Origin of the sequence: Cupriavidus nantongensis (assembly GCF_041726985.1) — a bacterium.
Lineage (GTDB): Bacteria > Pseudomonadota > Gammaproteobacteria > Burkholderiales > Burkholderiaceae > Cupriavidus > Cupriavidus nantongensis_A.
The window spans coordinates 1,430,445-1,451,135 of sequence record NZ_CP168303.1 but is presented as its reverse complement, the minus strand read 5'-3'; the positions used below and the strand labels follow the sequence as shown (position 1 = coordinate 1,451,135).

Annotated in this window: 17 protein-coding genes and 1 tRNA gene; 12 read left to right on the top strand and 6 right to left on the bottom strand. The window is 68.4% G+C overall.

Translation table 11 applies throughout. The annotated features are described in order from the left end of the window. Window positions 1-92: 92 nt before the first annotated feature. A complete protein-coding gene (locus ACEI37_RS18015) occupies window positions 93-950 on the top strand; it encodes a 23S rRNA (adenine(2030)-N(6))-methyltransferase RlmJ (RefSeq protein WP_373380030.1) in 858 nt (285 codons plus the stop codon). Here the strand turns inward: ACEI37_RS18015 and ACEI37_RS18010 are convergent. Beyond that, window positions 925-1,299, bottom strand: a complete 375-nt coding sequence (locus ACEI37_RS18010) for a VanZ family protein (protein WP_373380273.1) — start codon at window positions 1,297-1,299, stop codon at window positions 925-927. The genes ACEI37_RS18015 and ACEI37_RS18010 overlap by 26 nt on opposite strands. 238 nt (window positions 1,300-1,537) lie before the next feature. Here ACEI37_RS18010 and ACEI37_RS18005 point away from each other — a divergent pair. Together ACEI37_RS18005 and ACEI37_RS18000 are read left to right on the top strand one after the other, a co-directional pair. Further along, window positions 1,538-1,624, top strand: a tRNA-Leu gene (locus ACEI37_RS18005). Between the two features lie 254 nt (window positions 1,625-1,878). Beyond that, complete coding sequence (locus tag ACEI37_RS18000; RefSeq protein ID WP_373380272.1) at window positions 1,879-2,319, top strand: hypothetical protein; 441 nt, start codon at window positions 1,879-1,881, stop codon at window positions 2,317-2,319. A gap of 41 nt (window positions 2,320-2,360) precedes the next feature. On the opposite strand, the gene ACEI37_RS17995 is transcribed toward ACEI37_RS18000, so the two are convergent. Beyond that, complete coding sequence (locus tag ACEI37_RS17995; RefSeq protein ID WP_373380029.1) at window positions 2,361-5,474, bottom strand: efflux RND transporter permease subunit; 3,114 nt, start codon at window positions 5,472-5,474, stop codon at window positions 2,361-2,363. Window positions 5,475-5,478: 4 nt separating this feature from the next. Further along, entirely contained in the window at window positions 5,479-6,687 is a 1,209-nt protein-coding gene (locus tag ACEI37_RS17990; RefSeq protein WP_373380028.1) for an efflux RND transporter periplasmic adaptor subunit, read from the bottom strand. Window positions 6,688-7,110: 423 nt separating this feature from the next. Here ACEI37_RS17990 and hpnD point away from each other — a divergent pair, with 423 nt between their 5' ends. Both hpnD and ACEI37_RS17980 read left to right on the top strand, forming a co-directional pair. Then, the gene (gene hpnD, locus ACEI37_RS17985) at window positions 7,111-7,947 is read left to right on the top strand and encodes a presqualene diphosphate synthase HpnD (protein ID WP_373380027.1); all 837 of its coding nucleotides are present in this window, start codon (window positions 7,111-7,113) and stop codon (window positions 7,945-7,947) included. Between the two features lie 59 nt (window positions 7,948-8,006). After that, complete coding sequence (locus ACEI37_RS17980) at window positions 8,007-9,269, top strand: Zn-dependent hydrolase (protein WP_373380026.1); 1,263 nt, start codon at window positions 8,007-8,009, stop codon at window positions 9,267-9,269. Here the strand turns inward: ACEI37_RS17980 and ACEI37_RS17975 are convergent. Beyond that, the gene (locus tag ACEI37_RS17975) at window positions 9,266-9,613 is read right to left on the bottom strand and encodes a hypothetical protein (RefSeq protein ID WP_092317244.1); all 348 of its coding nucleotides are present in this window, start codon (window positions 9,611-9,613) and stop codon (window positions 9,266-9,268) included. The two genes, ACEI37_RS17980 and ACEI37_RS17975, sit on opposite strands and share 4 nt — an antisense overlap. Window positions 9,614-9,915: 302 nt before the next feature. On the opposite strand from ACEI37_RS17975, the gene ompR reads away from it, so the two are divergent. The 6 genes from ompR (at window position 9,916) to ACEI37_RS17945 (ending at window position 15,706) form a co-directional block, all read left to right on the top strand. Then, complete coding sequence (ompR, locus tag ACEI37_RS17970) at window positions 9,916-10,638, top strand: two-component system response regulator OmpR (protein ID WP_010810107.1); 723 nt, start codon at window positions 9,916-9,918, stop codon at window positions 10,636-10,638. 24 nt (window positions 10,639-10,662) lie between these two features. After that, window positions 10,663-12,012, top strand: coding sequence for an ATP-binding protein (locus ACEI37_RS17965; RefSeq protein WP_373380025.1), 1,350 nt, complete (start codon window positions 10,663-10,665; stop codon window positions 12,010-12,012). A gap of 216 nt (window positions 12,013-12,228) precedes the next feature. Next, the gene (locus ACEI37_RS17960; protein ID WP_373380024.1) at window positions 12,229-13,533 is read left to right on the top strand and encodes an MFS transporter; all 1,305 of its coding nucleotides are present in this window, start codon (window positions 12,229-12,231) and stop codon (window positions 13,531-13,533) included. 264 nt (window positions 13,534-13,797) lie between these two features. After that, window positions 13,798-14,346 (top strand): peroxiredoxin, encoded by a 549-nt coding sequence (locus tag ACEI37_RS17955; protein ID WP_092317241.1) that lies wholly within the window; start codon window positions 13,798-13,800, stop codon window positions 14,344-14,346. 105 nt (window positions 14,347-14,451) lie between these two features. After that, window positions 14,452-14,973, top strand: coding sequence for a carboxymuconolactone decarboxylase family protein (locus ACEI37_RS17950; RefSeq protein ID WP_373380023.1), 522 nt, complete (start codon window positions 14,452-14,454; stop codon window positions 14,971-14,973). A 160-nt stretch (window positions 14,974-15,133) separates the two neighbouring features. Further along, window positions 15,134-15,706 carry a GNAT family N-acetyltransferase gene (locus tag ACEI37_RS17945; protein WP_373380022.1) on the top strand — a complete coding sequence of 191 codons (573 nt, stop codon included), beginning with the start codon at window positions 15,134-15,136 and terminating at the stop codon, window positions 15,704-15,706. 2 nt (window positions 15,707-15,708) lie between these two features. Here the strand turns inward: ACEI37_RS17945 and ispF are convergent, their stop codons facing one another. After that, complete coding sequence (gene ispF / locus ACEI37_RS17940; protein WP_373380021.1) at window positions 15,709-16,218, bottom strand: 2-C-methyl-D-erythritol 2,4-cyclodiphosphate synthase; 510 nt, start codon at window positions 16,216-16,218, stop codon at window positions 15,709-15,711. A 4-nt stretch (window positions 16,219-16,222) separates the two neighbouring features. Further along, window positions 16,223-16,963: a 2-C-methyl-D-erythritol 4-phosphate cytidylyltransferase gene (ispD, locus tag ACEI37_RS17935; RefSeq protein ID WP_062799006.1), complete on the bottom strand. Its 741-nt coding sequence runs from the start codon at window positions 16,961-16,963 to the stop codon at window positions 16,223-16,225. A gap of 230 nt (window positions 16,964-17,193) precedes the next feature. Between ispD and mfd the strand changes: the two genes are divergently transcribed. Continuing rightward, window positions 17,194-20,643 carry a transcription-repair coupling factor gene (gene mfd / locus ACEI37_RS17930; protein WP_373380020.1) on the top strand — a complete coding sequence of 1,150 codons (3,450 nt, stop codon included), beginning with the start codon at window positions 17,194-17,196 and terminating at the stop codon, window positions 20,641-20,643. Window positions 20,644-20,691: the final 48 nt, after the last annotated feature.

The following is a 20,691-nucleotide window of genomic DNA, read 5'->3' as shown; positions in this document are numbered from 1 at the left end:
AGCAACTGGCGCCGGATGGTAGCATAGCGGCCTTGCCGCGGACCGCCTCGCCGTCCGCCTCCGATCTTGCGCCGCCAGGCGCCCTGCTCCACATGCTCAGCTATCGTCACGCCTTCCATGCCGGCAATCACGCCGATGTCCTCAAGCACGCCGTCGTGGTGCAACTGCTGGAGCACCTGGCGCAGAAGGACAAGGCATTCTGGTACATCGACACCCATGCCGGCGCCGGCCTCTATGCGCTGGACCACGCCTACGCACAGAAGAAGGCCGAATTCGAGACCGGCATCGCGCCGCTGTGGCGCGCCGCCGCAAGCGGCGCCCAGCTGCCGCAGATGCTGGACGAATACCTGGACCAGGTGCGCGCGCTCAACCCGGACGGCAACCTGCGCCACTACCCCGGCTCCCCCTGGCTGGCCTGGCAGATGCTGCGCGAGCACGACCGCTTGCGGCTGTTCGAATTGCACAGCACCGAGATCCAGGTCCTGCGCGACAACTTCCGCGGCGCCGGACGCCGCGTGATGCTGTACGACGGCGACGGCTTTGGCGGTATCAAGGCGATCCTGCCGCCGCCGCCGCGGCGCGCGCTGGTGCTGGTCGATCCGTCGTACGAAGACAAGCAGGACTACGCGCGCACCGTGCAGACCGTGCGCGACGGGCTGGAGCGTTTTGCCACCGGCGTCTATGCGGTCTGGTATCCGCAGGTGCAGCGGCGCGAAGCGCTGCAGTTGCCGGCGCAGCTGAAGGGCCTGCCGCTCAAGAGCTGGCTGCATGTGACCCTGACGGTCAAGCGCCCGGTCGAAGGCGGCCTGGGCCTGCACGGCAGCGGCATGTTCATCGTCAACCCGCCGTGGCGGCTGCAGGAATCGCTGCAGCAGGCCATGCCGGTGCTGGTCGACCTGCTCGGCCAGGACGACGGCGCCGGCTTCACGCTCGAAGCCGAGGAGCGCTGAGCCGGCGCACCAGCCAGTCCAGCGCCAGGGCCGCGGCCACGCCGACCGTGTCGGCGAGCAGGTCGAGCCAGTCGGCCTCGCGGTAGCCGGTCTGCCCCTGCAGCAGCTCTATCACGCCGCCATACACGACCAGGCCCAGCCACAGCGGCCAGCCGCGCGCGGCATAGGCGCGTGCGCCCAGCAGGCCCAGCAGCGCAAACCCCAGCGCATGGTTGGCCTTGTCCCAGCCGGTGGTCGGCAGCGGCTGCGTCGGCGGCATCAGCGACAGCGCCAGCACGGCGGCGGCGCTGGCCCAGAACAGCAGGCGCCAGCGCAGCGGGGTCAGGGTCGGAACGGCAATCACGGGCAGGGACGAAGGTCGGGAAAGCCGACAATATAGCCGCACGGGCCTGCCGGGGCGCGCAGTCGCCACGGGGCTGGATTCCCCCCGCGCCTTGCGCTACAATCCGCAACCTCGTTGCACTGCGGGCTGCCGGCGGCAGATCCGGCAAGAAGACGGCAAAGGCGGGCACTTCCAGCCGCCTTTTTTGCTTTCGTCTCCGGCAACGAGCATCGCGGCCGCCCGCCCGGGCAGCGCCGCAAGGACCGCGAGGGTGGCGAAATTGGTAGACGCACCAGGTTTAGGTCCTGACGCCAGCAATGGTGTAGGGGTTCGAGTCCCCTCCCTCGCACCACCCGCCTTCCAAGTGGCGGGCTGACAACCTTCCCCCATCTCGGATTTCGATCGGCCATGCGGCAACCGCTCCGTGCCGAAGCGATGACGCGCGCGTTTGCACCGATGCGAGGCGCTTGCCGCAGGTGGTAGAACACCTGAGTGGCACCGCCTTTCGCGGACCCGTGCGGCGATCTATGCTGAAGATGTCGGGCTGCCGTGCGCGCTGCTCAGGCAGTGCCCGGCATGATCACCTCAGCCCTGATCGGAGGGCATATGAAATTCCCTGCCTTGCTGTTGGCAGCGTCGATGGCCGCTGGCTGGACATCGCTCGCACACGCCGCCGGATGCCAGTACGACATGCAGTGCAAAGGTGAGCGGATCTGCCACCACGGGCAATGCGTCTATCCTGAAGTGGACGAGTCCGCCGAGGCAGGCGGACCGCCAAAGGCCGGTGCTGCCGCAGCGGCTGCCACGCCGGCGGCGGAGGTGACTCCGGTTCCGACCACTTCGGTAACCCCGAGCGCCCCAGCCACGATAACCGGCACCACTATCAAACGCAGCCCCAACCCGCCACCGCCGCGCGGCTGCTGCACCGTGGCCGGCAAGCTGAAGCTGTCGCCGGCGTCGGCGTCAGACACCAGCCTGGCCAGCGGCGATGCCTGCCAGGGGCTGACCGCCTCCGGCAAGCCAGTTCCCGGCACGATCTGCAACTAGGCGCACCCTGCTGCAGTGGCGCAGGACCCTGGCGCCGGCCGTCACACGGCCACGGCGCCCGGTCCGTCTTCGGGCCGCCGCACGCGGAACCATGCCGCGTACAGCGCGGGCAGGAACAGCAGCGTCAGCACCGTGGCGATGATCAGCCCGCCCATGATGGCCACCGCCATCGGTCCCCAGAACATCGAGCGCGACAGCGGGATCATCGCCAGCACGGCCGCGGCGGCCGTCAGGATGATCGGGCGGAAGCGGCGCACCGCGGCCTCGACGATGGCGGTCCATTGCGGCACGCCGGCGCGGATGTCCTGTTCGATCTGGTCGACCAGGATCACCGAGTTGCGGATGATCATGCCCAGCAGCGCGGTGATGCCCAGCTGCGCGACGAAGCCCATCGGCGCACGCAGCAGCAACAGCGTGGCGGCGGCACCGATCAGCCCGAGCGGGCCGGTCAGGAACACCATGGCCGCGCGCGAGAAGCTGTGGAGCTGCAGCATCAGCAGCGTGAAGATGATGAAGATGCACAGCGGCAGCTGCGCCGCGATCGAGGCCCCGGCCTTGCCGCTTTCCTCCTCCGCGCCCGCCACGGTGATGCGGTAGCCCGGCGGCAACTGCGCGCGCAGCGTGTCCAGCTTGGGGTTGATCTGCGCGGTGACGGTCGGGCCCTGGATGCCGTCGACCACGTCGGCCTGCACGGTCACGCCGAAGTCGCGGTTCTCGCGCCAGACCACGCCGGGCTCGGAGCGCAGCGTCACGCGCGCCACCTGCGTCAGCGGCACCACGCGTCCGGTGTTGGTCGGCACCAGCATGTTGTTCAGGTCCGAGATCGCGTCGCGCTCATTGCGCGGCGTGCGCATCAGGATGTCGATCAGCTTGTCGCCGTCGCGGTACTGGCCCACCGGCACGCCGCTCAGCACCGTCTGCGTGACGCGCGCGATGGCCTGGGTGGTCACGCCGAGCGCGCGCGCCTTGTCCTGGTCGATCTCCAGGCGCAGCATCTTGACGTTCTCGTTCCAGTTGTCGTTGACGCCGACGGTGTTGGGGTTGGCGCGCATCTCGGCCTTGACCTGGTCGGCCAGGCGGCGCACGGCGGCGGCGTCCGGGCCGATCACGCGGAACTGCACCGGATAGGCCACCGGCGGCCCGTTGGGCAGCAGCTTGACGCGCCCGCGCAGGTACGGGAACTCGGCGTCGAGCAGCTGGATGATGCGGCGGCGCAGCGCGTCGCGCACTTCAGTGCTGGCCGGCATCACGATCACCTGCGCCACGTTGGTCTGCGGGAAGATCTGGTCCAGCGGCAGGTAGAAGCGCGGCGCGCCGGTGCCGACGAAGGTGGTCAGGCTGGCGACCTCGCGGTCCTTGCCGATCCGTTGCTCGAAGCGCTTCGCTTCGGTTTCCATTTGCGCAAAGCTGGTGCCCTCGGGCATCCACAGTTCCACCATCAGCTCCGGGCGGCTGGAATCCGGGAAGAACTGCTTCTCGACGAACTTGAAGGCGTAGATGCCCAGCGCGAACGCCACCAGCGTGATCGCGATCACCAGCTTGCGCCAGGTGACGCACCAGTCCACCAGCCGGCGGAAGCGCGCGTAGAACGGCGTGTCGAAGACCTCGTGGGCCTCGCCCGCGCCCGGGCCGCGGGTCTTGAGCAGCAGGTAGCCCAGGTACGGCGTGAAGTAGACCGCCGCCAGCCACGACAGCACCAGCGCCAGCGCCGTCACCGCGAAGATGGCGAAGGTGTACTCGCCTACGGTCGAACGCGCCAGCCCCACCGGCAGGAAGCCCGCCGCGGTGATCAGCGTGCCGGTCAGCATCGGCATCGCGGTCGAGGTATAGGCGAAGGTGGCGGCCTCCATCTTGGAGAAGCCCTCTTCCAGCTTGCGCACCATCATCTCGACCGCGATGATGGCGTCATCGACCAGCAGCCCCAGCGCCACGATCAGCGCGCCCAGCGAGATCTTGTGCAGGCCGATGCCGAAGATGTTCATGAACAGGAACGTCACCGCCAGCACCAGCGGGATGGTCAGCGCCACCACCAGGCCCGGGCGCACATCGAGCCGCAGCGGCCGCGTGTGCAGCCCAAGCGAGACGAAGCTCACCGCCAGCACGATCACCACCGCCTCGATCAGCACCCGCACGAACTCGCCCACCGAGCGCTGCACCGCCTCGGGCTGGTCCTGCACCTGGTCCATCTCGATACCCACCGGCAGCTGGCCGCGCAGCCGGTCGAAAGCGCTGCGCAGGTTCTTGCCGAGCTCGATGATGTCGCCGCCCTTCTGCATCGAGATGCCCAGCCCGATCACGTCCTTGCCATTGAAGCGCATGCGCTGCTGGGTAGGGTCGACATAGCCGCGGTAGACGTGCGCGATGTCGCCCAGGCGGATATTGGCGATGCCGTTGGGCCCGCGCAGCACCAGGTTCTCCAGGTCCGCCACGCTGGCGAACTGGCCCGACAGGCGCACCTGCAGGTTGTCGCTCGGGGTCACCAGCACGCCGCTGCCGGTCAGGTTGTTCTGCTGCGAGATCTGGTCGGCGATGGCGTTGATGTCCAGCCCCAGCTGGGCAAAGCGCGCCTGGTTGAATTCGATGTAGACCTTCTCGTCCTGCAGCCCGATCAGCGAGACCTTGGCCACCGACGGTACGCGCAGCAACTCCTGGCGCACCAGGTCGGCATATTCGCGCAGCTCCTTGTAATTGAAGCCATCGGCCGAGAGCGCGTAGATGGTGCCGTAGACGTCGCCGAACTCGTCGTTGAAGAACGGCCCGCGCACGCCGGCCGGCAGGGTCTGCTGGATGTCGCCGATCTTCTTGCGCACGGTGTACCAGACCTGCGCTGTCTCTTTCGCGGGCGAGGTGTCCTTGAGCTGGAAGATCACCGTGGTCTCGCCGGGCTTGGAAAAGCTGCGGATCTTGTCTGCATAGGGCACTTCCTGCAGCTGGCGCTCGATCTTGTCGGTGACCTGGACCGCGATCTGCTCGGCGGTGGCGCCGGGCCAGAAGGCCTGCACCACCATCACTCGGAAGGTGAACGGCGGGTCCTCGTCCTGACCGAGCTGGAAGAACGCCAGCAGGCCGCCAAGCAGCAGCACTACCAGCAGGTAGCGGGTCAGCGGCTGGTGTTCGAGCGCCCAGCGCGACAGGTTGAAGCGGGAATGGTCCATCCGCTCACCCCTGCTTCGGGGTGGCGGCTGCGGCCGACGCCGGCGCGACCATCTGCAGCGGTCGCACCTTCTGCCCCGGGCGCAGCAGGTGCACGCCCGCGGTGACGATGGTCTGGCCCGGCGCCAGGCCCTGGCGCACCTCGATCTCGTTGCCGAAGGCCTCGCCCAGCGACACCGCCACCGGCTTGACCGTGCCGGAGGGGGCATCGTAGACCCAGACCACGTCGCGGCCCTGCTCCTGCAGCAGCGCGGTCAGCGGCACGCGCAGCGCCGGGGCGGCGCCGTTGCGAACGAAGGTCACCACCGCGGTCATGCCCAGCTTGAGGTCGGCGGGCGGGTTGGGCACGCTCACGCGGGTGGCGTAGGTGCGCGTGACCGGGTCGGCCGCCGCGGCGATCTCGCGCACGCGGCCGGGCAGCGCGCGCTGCGGCTCGGCCCAGGTATGGACGGTCACGTCGGTCAGGCCGCGCAGCAGGCCGACCTGGTCCTCGGGCAGGCCGATGGCGACTTCCTTCTCGGCCGTCTGCGCCACCCGCACCACCGGCTGGCCGGGGGTGACCACCTGGCCCACCTCGGCGTCGATCGCGGTGACCACGCCGTCGGCGTCGGCATGCAGCACGGCATAGGCGGTCTGGTTGGACTGGCTGCGCAGCCCGGCCTGGGCCTGGCGCAGCCGCGCTTCGGCGGCATCGAAACTGGCCTGGCGCCGGTGCTGCTCGGCGGCGCTGATAAAGCCCTTGGCGAACAGGTCGTTGTAGCGCTTCAGGTCGGCCGCGGCGAGGTCGCGGTCGGTGCGAGCTGCCTCGAACTGCGCTCGCGAGCCGGCTTCGGCCAGCGACAGGTCGGACGGGTCCAGCCGGGCCAGCGGCTGGCCCTTGCTGACCACGGCGCCGACATCCACCAGCCGCGCGGCGATCTTGCCGCCGACGCGAAAACCCAGCCGCGACTCTACGCGCGGGCGTACGTCGCCGGAGAACTCGAAGATGGTCTTGCCGCTGTGCGGGCTGAGCTGCATCATGCGCACCGGGCGGATCTCCGGCGCAGGCTCGGGCGCCTTGCCGCAGCCCGCCAGGACCAGCGCGCCGGCCAGCGACAGCGCTGCCACGGCCGTGCCGCGGCCGCGGCGCCTGGCCTGCCGGTGCGGCACGGTGACGACGGGGGTGACTGGGGTATCTGCAGCCGCAACTTCCGGCACTTGGCAAAGCACTGGCATCGGTAGGCAACGAGTCGGAATGGGTACAACTGCTGGGCGGGCCGCGCTCCACCATGGTTCACGCCGCCCGATCGGGCCGGCAGGGGTGGCAGCCTGACGGTGGCCGGCGGATGGCCGGCGGGTGTCCGGACGGCGGCACGGGGGCTAAATAACTTGCCGGTCAGTAATATAACGACCGCCCCGGGGTGCGTCAAACGGCAGGCGACGAAACGCCTGGAAGGAAGCTTCAGCGGCGCTACAGCGCGGCGAACTGCGCCGTACGCGTCCGGTCCAGCCGGGCCGCGGTGCTACAATCCGCCGCGCCGCCGGCGCACCGCGACTCGGCTGACTCCCATCGGCCTGGAATCCCCGCTCATCCGGCGATTTGCTGCGATTTGCCGCGATTCACCAGCGGTTTCCACATTTCTTCGACCCGAGACCGGCGTGACGCCCGATCAGTATTGCCAAGAGAAAGTCGCCCAGAGCGGCTCGAGCTTCTATTACAGCTTCCTGTTCCTGCCGGCCGAGCGCCGCCGCGCGATCACCGCGCTGTACGCGTGGTGCCGCGAAGTCGACGACGTGGTCGACGACACCCATGACGCCGGCCTGGCACACCAGCAGCTCGACTGGTGGCGTGCCGAGCTGCGCCGCCTGTTCGACGGCGCGCCGACCCACCCCACCACCCAGGCCCTGCAGCCGCATGTCGCCAGCGCCGGCCTGAGCCAGGCCGAAATGGCCGAGGTGCTGGAAGGCATGGAAATGGACCTGACCCAGACCCGCTACCTCGACGAAGCCGGCCTGGCGCGCTACTGCCACTGCGTGGCCGGCGTGGTCGGCACCCTCAGCGCGCGCCTGTTCGGCTACACCGATCCGCAGACGCTGGTATTTGCCGAAAAACTGGGCCAGTCGCTGCAACTGGTGAATATCCTGCGCGATGTCGGCGAGGACGCGCGGCGCGGGCGCATCTACCTGCCGGTCAATACGCTGCAGCAATTCCAGGTGCCGGCTTCCGAGATCCTCAAGGGTGAGCATTCCGATCGCTTTGTCGCGCTGATGCAATACCACGCCGGCCGGGCCCGCGCGCTGTACCATGAGGCGCTGGCGCTGCTGCCGCGGCAGGATCGCCGCGCCCAGCGCGCCGGCCTGCTGATGGGCGCGATCTACCATGCGCTGCTCGACGAACTCGAAGCCAGCCAGTTCCAGGTGCTGAACCAGCGCATCGCGCTGACGCCGCTGCGCAAGCTGTGGATCGCCTGGAAGACCTGGGTGCGCAACAGCTAGCGCGCCGAACGCTCCGCCTTTCCAGCCTGTTCCGACCACCTGTCCCAAGTCGTACCGCCATGACGCAGACCTCCGCCTCCCTCGGCGACACCATCCTCGCCCATGCCGACGAACTCGCCCGTTTCTCCGACATGGAGGGCGGCCTGACCTGCGCCTACCTGACGCCCGCCCACCGTTCTGCGCAGGCCCTGCTGGCGCAGTGGATGGAAGCCGCCGGCATGCAGGTGCGCATCGATGCCATCGGCAATGTGATCGGCCGCTATGCCGCCGATCCCGCCGTCGGCGACGCGCGCGTGCTGCTGACCGGCTCGCATTTCGACACCGTGCGCAATGGCGGACGCTATGACGGCCGGCTTGGCATCCTGCTGCCGATCGCCGTGATCGGCGCGCTCAAGCAGGCCGGCATTCGCCTGCCGTATCACGTCGACGTGGTGGCCTTCGCCGAGGAAGAAGGGCTGCGCTTCAAGACCAGCTTCCTGGCCAGCAGCGTGCTGGCAGGCCGCTTCGACGCCGCGCTGCTCGAACGCCAGGACGCCGACGGCATCACCCTGCGCGAAGCGCTGGCCGGGTCCGGCCTGCCCGGCGCCGGCGAATTGCAGGCGCTGCGCGACGCGGCGCTCGATCCGGCCTCGCTGCTGGGCTTTGTCGAAGTGCATATCGAACAGGGTCCGGTACTGCTGCACCATGAGCTGCCGCTGGGCGTGGTCACGCAGATCGCCGGCAGCAGCCGTTTCTCTGTGCGCGTCGAAGGCCTGGCCAGCCACGCCGGCACCACGCCGATGGGCATGCGCCGCGACGCCGCGGCCGGCGCGGCCGAGATGATCCTGCTGGTGGAGCAGCGCTGTGCGGCGGCGCCGACGCTGGTCGGCACCGTGGGCCAGCTGCAGGTGCCGAACGGGTCGAGCAATGTCATTCCCGCGGCCTGCACCTTCTCGATGGACATCCGCGCCGGCGAGGATGGCATCCGCGAGGCCGCCATCGCCGATATCGTGGCCGGCATCGCGCAGATTGCCCAGCGCCGCGGGCTGACCGCGCAGGTGGAGCGCGTGCCGCCGGTCAACAACGCGCCGTGCGCGCGCTGGCTGATGGACCAGTTCGGGGCGGTGCTGAAGAAGCGCGGGCTGCGGGCGTTCGAGCTGCCGTCCGGGGCCGGCCATGACGCCATGATGATGCAGCGTGTCACCGACGTGGCGATGCTGTTCGTGCGCTGCGGCAACGGCGGCATCAGCCACAACCCGCTCGAGACCATCACCGCCGAAGATGCGCAGCTGGCCGCGGAGGTCTTCGTGGATTTCCTGCGCCACTTCCAGCCGCGCGGCTAGCCGCCCTGGTAGATGTCGCGTCCGAAGTCGTAGAGGTTCTTGCGCAGCCGGCGGCGTTCGTCCGGCGACAGGCGCGAGCCGCCGCGTTCCTCGCCGCGCCGGCGCTCGGCCTCGCGCTGCTCGGCACGGTGGCGCTCGGCACGGGCGCGCGCTTCGCGCTGGCTGTTGCCCGGATCGCTCGCCTGCGCCGACGGGTACCGCTTGAGCAAGTTGGCCATACCCGCCGATTGCGCCAGCGCCGTCCCGCCCGGCATGCACAGCGCCAGCACGGCCAGCGCCAGCGCAAGGCATGCGCCGGCGATACCATGCTGCGGATGCCCGTGCCGGGTTCGGTTCACTTTCATTGATAATGGCGGTCTTGGCTTCGCGAGAAGGCAGTGGTTGGACTGCCCTGAAGCCGGGAATTCCGGTACCCCATCCGGCACCGCGTCCTCTGCAAGCATTGCGCCAGCCGGCGCTGGACGGGCTGGCGGAAGCCGTGGATCGTCCGGCGAAAATGCGTGGAAAACTACCGCGCAGGGCGCCGAAAAGGACGGATTGCGCAGTGTAATCGCACGATTGGTGCACACTGCCATACCACGGGGTAAAGTATGTAACGTTTTGTTAAGCCATTTTGAGCGAAAGCGATAGTCGCTAAGATACCGCCATGGAAAATACCAGCCACAAGATTCTTGTCGTCGACGATGACCCGCGTCTGCGCGATCTGCTGCGCCGCTATCTGGGCGAACAGGGTTTCACCGTGCTGGTGGCGGAGAACGCCACCGCGATGAACAAGCTCTGGCTGCGCGAGCGTTTCGACCTGCTGGTGCTGGACCTGATGATGCCCGGCGAAGACGGCCTGTCGATCTGCCGCCGGCTGCGCGGCGCCAATGACCAGACCCCGATCATCATGCTCACCGCCAAGGGCGAGGACGTGGACCGCATCGTCGGCCTGGAGATGGGCGCCGACGACTACCTGCCCAAGCCGTTCAATCCGCGCGAGCTGATCGCGCGCATCCACGCGGTGCTGCGCCGCAAGGGCCCGGCCGAAGTGCCCGGTGCCCCGTCGGAAACGCCCGAGACCTTCGCCTTCGGCGACTTCGTGCTGAACCTGGCCACGCGCACGCTCACCAAGAACGACGAGGAAATCACGCTGACCACCGGCGAGTTCTCGGTACTGAAGGTGTTCGCGCGCCATCCGCGCCAGCCGCTGTCACGCGAGAAGCTGATGGAAATGGCGCGCGGACGCGAGTACGAAGTGTTCGACCGCAGCCTGGACGTGCAGATCTCGCGCCTGCGCAAGCTGATCGAGCCGGACCCCAGCAACCCCCGTTTCATCCAGACGGTGTGGGGCCTGGGCTACGTCTTCATTCCCGATGGCGTGAAATAACCGATTGCGGCCGCTGTTCCTATCGTGGCGACCGTAATCGGCCGTACCGCAACGCGGTTCTTTGGTTCGCTGTTCTGGCGGACCTTCATGCTGATCGCCCTGCTGCTGGCCATCTCGCTGGGCATCTGGTTCCAGAGCTACCGGCTGTTCGAACGCGCCCCGCGCGCGCAGCAGATCGCCATGCAGGTGGTCAGCGTGGTCAAGCTGACGCGCGCCGCACTGCTCTATTCCGATCCCGCGCGGCGCCGCTTCCTGCTGCTGGACCTGGTGCAGAACGAAGGCATCAAGGTCTATCCGCGCGAGAAGGACGACGACTTCGCCGCGCCTACCGCCAACCCGTTCCTGACCTCGCTGGTGCAGCAGGAGATTCGCAGCCGCCTGGGCGAGGACACCGTGCTGGCCACCACCGTCAACGACATCCCCGGCGTGTGGGTCAGCTTCGAGATCGAGGGCGACGACTACTGGGTGGCGATCAGCCCGGAGCGCTTCGAGCGCGTGCCCGGCATCCAGTGGCTGTGGTGGAGTATCGCCGCGCTGCTGCTGTCGATCATCGGCGCGGCCTTTATCACCGCGCGCGTCAACTACCCGCTCAAGCGGCTGGCCAATGCCGCGCGCGCCATCGGCGCCGGCGGCGACCCGCCGCCGCTGCCCGAGCACGGCGCCAGCGAAGTGGCACTGGCCAACCACAGCTTCAACCAGATGGTGCGCGACCTGCGCCAGCTCGACGACGACCGCGTGGTGATGCTGGCCGGCATCTCGCATGACCTGCGCACGCCGCTGACGCGGCTGCGGCTGGAAACCGAGATGTCGCCGATGGACGGCACCACGCGCGACGCGATGATCGCCGACATCGAGCAGATGGACGCGATCATCGGCCAGTTCCTCAACTACGCGCGCCCGCCGCTCGAGACGGTCGAGCCGGTCGACCTGTCGGCGCTGGTGCACGATGCCGTCGGCGTCTATGCCGCGCACGACGACGTGCGCGTGCATGTGCGCGCCAACGAGCCGGTAATGGCCGTGGCCAACCGCATGGAGGTGCAGCGCATCCTCGACAACCTGGTCGAGAACGCGCGCCGCTATGCCAAGGACGAGCAGACCGGCATGGCCGTGGTGGAAATCTCCACGCGCGTCGACGACAAGGAAGCGGTGCTGACCGTGGCCGACCACGGCAACGGCGTGCCCGAGGGCCAGCTGTCGCTGCTGACGCGGCCGTTCTACCGGCTCGACGCCGCGCGCAGCGAGGCCAAGGGCGCCGGGCTGGGCATGTCGATCGTCAACCGCATCATGCAGCGCAACGGCGGCCGGCTGCTGCTGGCCAACCGCGCCGCGCCGGCCACCGGCCTGGTGGTCAGCGCGTGCTTCCGGCGCGCCTGAGCGGTGTGCCGCTCAGGCGTACTGACAGGTTTTCGACAGCCGCTGATAGCTTCCTGAAAGGCATTTGACAGGGCAATGACAGCAGCGCGGCGCACACTGGCGCCCGTCATCAGGCCCGCGGCAACTCCCCTCCCACATGGCGCGGCCCGCGCGCCTGGCTGATACCTCCCGACAATCATGCCGCCGGATCGCACCGGCGGTGCCTGAGAGACAGCCATGTCAGAGACCACCGCAGCGTCCGCCGGCTCGCAGCACGGGTTCCGCACCGTGTTCCGCGTCGTCAGCGGCAACTTCCTGGAAATGTACGACTTCATGGTGTACGGCTTCTACGCCGCCGCCATCGCCAGGACGTTCTTCCCGAGCGGCAACGAGTTTGCCTCGCTGATGCTTTCGCTCGCCACCTTTGGCGCCGGCTTCCTGATGCGACCGCTGGGCGCGATCGTGCTGGGCGCGTATATCGACCACCACGGCCGCCGCAAGGGCCTGATCCTGACGCTGGTGCTGATGGCCATGGGCACGCTGCTGATCGCCTGCGTGCCCGGCTATGCCAGCATCGGCGTGGCCGCGCCGCTGCTGGTGCTGGCCGGCCGGCTGCTGCAGGGCTTTTCCGCGGGCGTGGAGCTGGGCGGGGTCTCGGTCTACCTGTCCGAGATCGCCAAACCCGGGCGCAAGGGCTTCTATGTCGCCTGGCAGTCCGGCAGCCAGCAAGTGGCGGTGATCTTTGCCGGCCTGCTCGGCGTGATCCTGCACGCCACGCTGGCGCCGGCGCAGATGGACGCATGGGGCTGGCGCATTCCCTTCCTGGTCGGCTGCCTGATCGTGCCGTTCCTGTTCCTGATCCGCCGTTCGCTCGAAGAGACCGAGGCCTTCAAGGCGCGCAAGCACCGCCCGGCGATCGGCGAGATCTACCGCTCGATGCTGGACAACTGGCGCATCATCCTGGCCGGCTGCATGATGGTGGTGATGACCACGGTGTCGTTCTACATGATCACCGCGTACACGCCGACCTTCGGCAAGACCGTGCTCAGGCTCGACGACACCGACAACCTGATCGTCACCATGTGCGTGGGCCTGTCCAACTTCATCTGGCTGCCGCTGATGGGTGCGCTGTCGGACCGGGTCGGGCGCAAGCCGCTGCTGCTGGGCTTCACGGTGGCGACGCTGCTGACCGCGTATCCGGCGGTGTCGTGGCTGGTGGCCGAGCCGTCGTTCGCGCGGCTGCTGATGGTGGAGCTGTGGCTGTCGTTCCTGTACGGCAGCTATAACGGCGCGATGGTGGTGGCGCTGACCGAAATCATGCCGGCCGCGGTGCGCACCACCGGCTTCTCGCTGGCCTACAGCCTCGCGACCGCGCTGTTCGGCGGCTTCACGCCGGCGATCTCGACCTACCTGATCCACGCCACCGGCAACAAGGCCGCGCCCGGGCTGTGGCTGATGTTCGCCGCGCTGTGCGGGCTGGTCGCGACGCTGGTGATCTTCCGCGCGCGCCACGGCAGCGAGGCGGCAATGCAGGCGGCTTGATTTCTCCACGGTCGTCACCAAGTTGCCATGTGTGGTGTCATCGCGCGTGGCATACTGGCCCATCGCATCGGCGGCGCTGGCGCTACAACGCGCCACATACTTTGCCTATCGGGCTGTTTGAGAATATCAATTAGCCCGGGCCCGGATGATGACGCATAATCACGTTTTGTCGCGGTACGCCGCCGCAGCAGCCGTATCACCGGTCCCACGCCGGGGCGCGCGGCAGCGGCACCGCTCTCATTGCAACCGTATCAGGAGAAGTCTATGAAGACCGTTGGTGACAAGCTCGAAGCCTTCCACGTCGTCGGTGTCAAGCCGGGTTTCAACAATCACGAAGAGAACGGCCAGTCGGCTTTCGAAGACATCACTGAGAAGTCGTTCGAAGGCAAGTGGAAGATCATCTACTTCTACCCGAAGGACTTCACCTTCGTGTGCCCGACCGAAATCGTGGCCTTCGCCAAGCTGAACGGCGACTTCGCCGACCGCGATGCGATCGTGCTGGGCGGCTCGACCGACAACGAGTTCGTCAAGCTGGCATGGCGCCGCGAACACAAGGACCTGAACAAGCTGAACCAGTGGCAATTCGCCGACGTGACCGGTTCGCTGATCGACCAGCTGGGCGTGCGTGACCACGCTGCCGGCGTGGCCCTGCGCGCGACCTTCATCGTCGACCCGGAAAACACCATCCAGCACGTTTCGGTGAACAACCTGAACGTCGGCCGCAACCCGGACGAAGTCCTGCGTATCCTGGACGGCCTGCAGACCGACGAGCTGTGCCCGTGCAACCGTGCCGTTGGTGGCGCCACGCTGTAATTTCTGACCGTCGCCAGACGCCGTGGCGATCCGCGGAGGGCCCCGCCCTCCGCATCGAAACCCGCTTGCGCGGGTTTTTTGAGCCCTGATCGATAGGAGAAATAAATGGAATTCCTCAGCACGATTAAGAACCTCATCCCCGACTACGCCAAGGACATCCGCCTGAACGTGGACGGCACCATCGCCCGTTCCTCCCTGGAAGGCAACGATGCGGTCGGCGTGGCGCTGGCGGCTGCCTTCGCGGCACAGAGCAAGGTGCTGGTGGATGCCATCCGCAATGCCGGCGTGCTGTCGCCCGAGGAAACCAACGGCGCGCTGACCGCGGCCGCGCTGATGGGCATGAACAACACCTGGTACCCGTATGTCGAGATGGCCGACGATCCGGACCTGGCCAGCCAGCCGGCCGGGCTGCGCATGAACGCCTACGCCAACCACGGCGGCGTGGACAAGCGCCGCTTCGAGATGTACGCGCTGGCCGCATCGATCGTGGGCAAGTGCCACTTCTGCGTGAAGTCGCACTACCAGCTGCTGAAGAACGAACAGGGCATGACCGCGCAGCAGCTGCGCGACGTCGGCCGCATTGCCGCGGTGATCGTGGCCGCGGCCAACGTGATCGCGGCGCAGTAAGGTATCCGCGCGGCCCGGCAACGGTCGCCGTAGCACAACAGCCGGCAGCTTCCCATCGGAAGTTGCCGGCTGTTCCCATCCTGCAACCGTCATGGCCGCATCCTGCGCGGGCGCGGCGATCCGCCTACAATCCAGGCAGGAACCGCACTTTCAGCCCGCCATGACCCTGCCTTCGCCCAATTCCCCACGCTTCCACTACCGCCTGGCGGCGGTGCATGACTGGGGCGATATCGCCGCCGTCACGCAACAGGCCTACGGGCAATATGAGCTGGCCATCATGGAAGATTGCCGCGCCTCGTTCCAGCGCGGCATGCAGGCCGTGCTGGCGACCAGCCACCCGGACATGGAATGGTGGGTGGCGGAGACCGATCACGGCATCATGGGCGCGGTGCTGTTCTGCCACCCGGGCGCGACACTGCCGGCACTGGACGGCAGCACCATCACGCTGACCCAGCCCGAAGCACGGCTGCTGTCGGTCAGCCCGCAGGCACGCGGCCTGGGGCTGGGGCGCACACTGATGCAGATCTGCATCCAGCGCGCGCGCGACATCGGCGCGTCGACGCTGGTGGTGCGCACCATGCCCGAAATGGCGTCGGCCAACCGGCTGTGCCAGCAGATGGGATTCACCAAGCGCACCGAGGCGGGCGCGCGCAGCGGCGCGATGGCGCGGCTGATCGACTACACCTACGCCATCCCGCCCGAAGACCCGGCGCCCGACGCGCCGCGCCCCTGAGCTCAGTCCTGCGCGTCCGCCACCGAGGCGCGCCAGAGCAACACCGCGGCCTGCGCCACGATGCCTTCCTGGCGTCCCTCGAAGCCGAGCTTTTCGTTGGTCTTGGCCTTGACGTTGCAGCGCCCGCGCGCGATCGCCAGGTCTTCGGCCAGGTTGGCCACCATGGCGCCGATATGCGGCGCCAGCTTGGGCGCCTGCGCGATCACCGTGGCATCGACATTGCCGATCTCATACCCGGCCTCGCGCACGCGGCGCGCCGCCTCGCGCAGCAGCGCGCGGCTGTCGGCGCCGGCGAACTGCGCGTCGGTGTCGGGGAAATGGCGGCCGATATCGCCCAGCGCGGCCGCACCGAAGAGCGCGTCGGTGACCGCGTGCAGCAGCGCATCGGCATCGGAATGGCCCAGCAGGCCGCGGTCGTGCGGGATCTCGACCCCGCCCAGGACCAGCTTGCGGCCGGGCACCAGTGCGTGGACGTCGTAGCCCTGCCCCACCCGGATATCGAAAGGCATCATGCGGTCATGCTCCTTTGGCGTGGTTGCCCAGCAGCACTTCGGCCAGCGCGAAGTCCTCCGGGTAAGTCACCTTGAAATTGCGCAGCGAGCCGTTGACCAGCCGCGGATGCAGGCCCAGGCGCTCGATCGCGCTGGCCTCGTCGGTCACCACCGCGCCGGCCGCCATGGCGTCCTGCAACGCTTGGCGCAGCACGCCCAGGCGGAACATCTGCGGCGTCTGCGCCTGCCACAGCCCTTCGCGCGGCACCGTGGCGCCGATGCGGGCATCGTCCTGGGCGCGCTTCAGCGTATCGGGCACCGGCACCGCCAGGATGCCGCCGATGGCGGCGTCCGGATCGTCGTCGCCGTCGCTTTCCACAGCGCGCACCAGCGCGTGGACCATCGCCGGGGTCAGGCCCGGGCGCGCGGCATCGTGCACCAGCACCCAGTCGGCGTCGGTCGCACCCAGCTGCGCCAGGTGATGCAGGCCGGCCAGCACCGACGCATGGCGGCTGTCGCCGCCGACAAAGGCGGTATCGAAGCGCAGCCCGGCAAACGCGGCCGCGCCGAAGCGCGATTCCAGCGGCATGTCGTCGGGTGCCAGCACCAGCGCGGTGGCGTTGATGGCGTCGCACGCCGAGAACGCCGCCAGCGCGTACCAGATCATCGGCCGGCCGGCCACGGTCTGGTATTGCTTGGGCACGGTGCCGCCGGCGCGGCTGCCGGTACCGGCACAGGGAATCAGGGCAAAGCGGCGAGCGGACACAGGATCGGCGTGGAGTGGAAAAGAAGCGCGGACTGCCCGCAGGCCCGGCCGATGGTGCGGCACCAAGGGGCGGCAGCGGGACAACCGGTGCGCATTCTATAATACGGCCCTTGCCCGTCGCCATGCCGTGCCACCATGCCTGGCAGGCGCCGCCGGCACCTGAAGTCCCTGTTCCGACCCCCGCCCGCAATGCCGGCGGGGCGTCGTCGTTTTGAACGCCCCCTGCCGACATGCCTGACGCCACGCCTGCCTTTCCCTTTGTCAACCTGCCGCTGGTCAAGCCGGGGCTGCGCCACAGCGTGGCCGGCCTGCGCGGCTCGGCCGATGCGCTGGCGGTGGCCGCGTACGCGCGCCAGCACCGCGAGCGCGCGCCGATGCTGGCCGTGGTGTGCTCGCATGCCGTCGATGCGCAGCGCCTGGCCGAGGAAATCCCGTGGTTCGCGCCGGAGCTGCGCGTGCGCCTGCTGCCCGACTGGGAAACCCTGCCCTACGACAGCTTCTCGCCGCACCAGGACCTGGTCTCGGAGCGCCTGGCGACGCTGCATGACATCCAGACCGGCCAGTGCGACGTGATGCTGGTGCCCGCCACCACCGCGCTGTACCGGCTGGCGCCGCCGGCCTTCCTGGCCGCCTACACCTTCTTCTTCAAGCAGGGCGAGCGGCTCGACGAGGCCGCGCTCAAGGCGCAGTTCACGCTGGCGGGCTACGAGCATGTCAGCGCGGTGATGCGGCCGGGCGAATACAGCGTGCGTGGCGGCCTGATCGACCTGTACCCGATGGGCTCGGCGCTGCCATACCGCATCGACCTGTTCGGCGACGAGATCGAGACCATCCGCGCCTTCGACCCGGACACGCAGCGCAGCCTGTATCCGGTCAAGGAAGTGCGGCTGCTGCCCGGGCGCGAGTTCCCGCTCGACGAAGCGGCGCGCACCGCCTTCCGCGGCCGCTGGCGCGAAGTCTTCGAAGGCGACCCGACCAAGTCGCCGATCTACAAGGACATCGGCAACGGCGTGCCGTCGGCCGGCATCGAGTATTACCTGCCGCTGTTCTTCGAGCACAGCGCCACCGTGTTCGACTACCTGCCCGCCGACACCCAGCTGGTGTTCGCCGGCAACATCGACGAGGCCATCCGCCGCTTCTGGGCCGACACCACCCAGCGCTACAACTTCATGCGCCACGACCGCGAGCGGCCGCTGCTGCCGCCCGCGGACCTGTTCCTGTCCGAGGAGCAGTTCTTCGTCGCCGCCAAGCCGATGGCGCGGCTGGTGCTGCAGGTCGAGGCCGGCACGGACCAGCCGGCGTTCTCGGGCATCCTCCCCGACGTCGCGGTCAACCGCCGCGCCGAAGACCCGCTGGTCAACCTGGAGTCGCTGCTGCTCGACAAGCAGACCCGTGTGCTGATGTGTGCCGATTCCGCCGGCCGGCGCGAGACGCTGCTGCAGCTCTTTGCCGAAAGCGGCCTGCGTCCGCATCCGGTCGAAGACTTTGCCGCGTTCCTGGCCGGCGACGCGCATTTCTCGATCGCAGTGGCGCCGCTGCAGAGCGGCTTCGCGCTGCCGCAGGCACGGCTGGCCTTCGTCACCGAAGCCGAGCTGTACGCCGGCACCGCGCGCCGCACTGGCCGCCGCAAGCAGGAGCAGGCCTCCGCCGTTGACTCGATGGTGCGCGACCTGGCCGAACTGAAGATCGGCGACCCGGTGGTGCACAGCGAGCACGGCATCGGCCGCTACCAGGGCCTGGTGACGCTCGACATGGGCCAGGGCGACGAGGAATTCCTGCACCTGGACTACGACAAGGGCAGCAAGCTCTACGTGCCGGTGCACCAATTGCACGTGATCTCGCGCTACTCGGGCGCCGATCCCGATACCGCCCCGCTGCACCACCTCGGCTCCGGCCAATGGGACAAGGCCAAGCGCAAGGCCGCGCAGCAGATCCGCGACACCGCCGCCGAACTGCTCAACCTGTACGCGCGCCGCGCCTTGCGCGAGGGCTTCGCCTTCCCGCTGTCGCCGAAGGACTACGAGACCTTCGCCGAGAGCTTCGGCTTCGAGGAGACCCCCGACCAGGCCGCCGCGATCGCCGCGGTGATCGCCGACATGACCTCGGGCAAGCCGATGGACCGGCTGGTCTGCGGCGACGTCGGCTTCGGCAAGACCGAGGTGGCGCTGCGCGCCGCCTTCGTCGCGGTGCTGGGCGGCAAGCAGGTGGCGATGCTGGCGCCGACCACGCTGCTGGCCGAGCAGCATTTCCAGACGCTGTCCGACCGCTTCGCCGAATGGCCGGTGCGCATCGTGGAACTGTCGCGCTTCAAGACCAAGAAGGAGATCGACGCGGCGATCAAGCAGATCAACGAGGGCAGCGTCGATATCGTCATCGGCACCCACAAGATCCTGTCCGACCAGGTCAAGTTCCAGCGCCTGGGCCTGGTCATCATCGACGAGGAACACCGCTTCGGCGTGCGCCAGAAGGAAGCGCTGAAGTCGCTGCGCGCCGAAGTCGACGTGCTTACGCTGACCGCCACGCCGATCCCGCGCACGCTGGGCATGGCGCTGGAAGGCCTGCGCGATTTCTCGGTCATCGCCACCGCGCCGCAGAAGCGGCTGGCGATCAAGACCTTCGTGCGGCGCGAGGAAGACGGCGTGATCCGCGAGGCCATCCTGCGCGAGCTCAAGCGCGGCGGGCAGGTGTACTTCCTGCACAACGAGGTCGAGACCATCGAGAACAAGCGCGCCAGGCTTGCCGAGCTGGTGCCCGAGGCGCGCATCGCGGTGGCGCACGGCCAGATGCACGAGCGTGAGCTGGAACGCGTGATGCGAGACTTCGTCTCGCGCCGCGACAACATCCTGCTGTGCACCACCATCATCGAGACCGGCATCGACGTGCCGACCGCCAACACCATCCTGATCCACCGCGCCGACAAGTTCGGGCTGGCGCAGCTGCATCAGCTGCGCGGCCGCGTCGGGCGCTCGCACCACCAGGCCTACGCCTACCTGCTGGTGCATGACGTCGACGGCCTGACCAAGCAGGCGCAGCGCCGGCTCGAGGCGATCCAGCAGATGGAGGAACTGGGCTCGGGCTTCTACCTGGCCATGCACGACCTGGAAATCCGCGGCGCCGGCGAGGTGCTGGGCGACAAGCAGTCCGGCGAGATCCACGAGATCGGCTTCCAGCTCTACACCGACATGCTCAACCACGCGGTCAAGGCACTGAAGGCCGGCAAGGAGCCCGACCTGATGGCGCCGCTGGCCGCCACCACCGAGATCAACCTGGGCACGCCGGCGCTGCTGCCGAACGACTACTGCGCCGACGTGCACGAGCGCCTGTCGCTGTACAAGCGGCTGGCCAACTGCGAGACCCCGGAGCGCGTCGACGACATCCAGGAAGAGCTGGTCGACCGCTTCGGCCGGCTGCCGGCGCAGGCGCAGGCGCTGGTCGAGACCCACCGGTTGCGCATCGCCGCGGCACCGCTGGGCGTGCGCAAGATCGACGCCGGCGAGGCCACCATCAGCGTGCAGTTCGTGCCCAACCCGCCGATCGATGCGATGCGTATCATCGACCTGGTGCAGAAGAACCGCCATATCAAGCTGGCGGGCCAGGACAAGCTGCGCATCGAGGCCAAGATGCCGGACGTGGCGGTGCGCGCGCAGACCATCAAGCATACGCTGCGGCAACTGGCGTAGCGTCCATGCCGAACCTGCATGGACGCGGCGCGCGGTCGGGTGTAGCAT

Coding starts and splice junctions, on each gene's coding strand:
- ACEI37_RS18015 (WP_373380030.1), top strand. CDS start 93: ATGCTCAGCTATCGTCACGCCTTCCATGCCGGCAATCACGCCGATGTC.
- ACEI37_RS18000 (WP_373380272.1), top strand. CDS start 1,879: ATGAAATTCCCTGCCTTGCTGTTGGCAGCGTCGATGGCCGCTGGCTGG.
- ACEI37_RS17995 (WP_373380029.1), bottom strand. CDS start 5,474: ATGGACCATTCCCGCTTCAACCTGTCGCGCTGGGCGCTCGAACACCAG.
- ACEI37_RS17990 (WP_373380028.1), bottom strand. CDS start 6,687: ATGCCAGTGCTTTGCCAAGTGCCGGAAGTTGCGGCTGCAGATACCCCA.
- ACEI37_RS17980 (WP_373380026.1), top strand. CDS start 8,007: ATGACGCAGACCTCCGCCTCCCTCGGCGACACCATCCTCGCCCATGCC.
- ACEI37_RS17975 (WP_092317244.1), bottom strand. CDS start 9,613: ATGAAAGTGAACCGAACCCGGCACGGGCATCCGCAGCATGGTATCGCC.
- ompR (WP_010810107.1), top strand. CDS start 9,916: ATGGAAAATACCAGCCACAAGATTCTTGTCGTCGACGATGACCCGCGT.
- ACEI37_RS17960 (WP_373380024.1), top strand. CDS start 12,229: ATGTCAGAGACCACCGCAGCGTCCGCCGGCTCGCAGCACGGGTTCCGC.
- ACEI37_RS17955 (WP_092317241.1), top strand. CDS start 13,798: ATGAAGACCGTTGGTGACAAGCTCGAAGCCTTCCACGTCGTCGGTGTC.
- ACEI37_RS17950 (WP_373380023.1), top strand. CDS start 14,452: ATGGAATTCCTCAGCACGATTAAGAACCTCATCCCCGACTACGCCAAG.
- ACEI37_RS17945 (WP_373380022.1), top strand. CDS start 15,134: ATGACCCTGCCTTCGCCCAATTCCCCACGCTTCCACTACCGCCTGGCG.
- ispF (WP_373380021.1), bottom strand. CDS start 16,218: ATGATGCCTTTCGATATCCGGGTGGGGCAGGGCTACGACGTCCACGCA.
- mfd (WP_373380020.1), top strand. CDS start 17,194: ATGCCTGACGCCACGCCTGCCTTTCCCTTTGTCAACCTGCCGCTGGTC.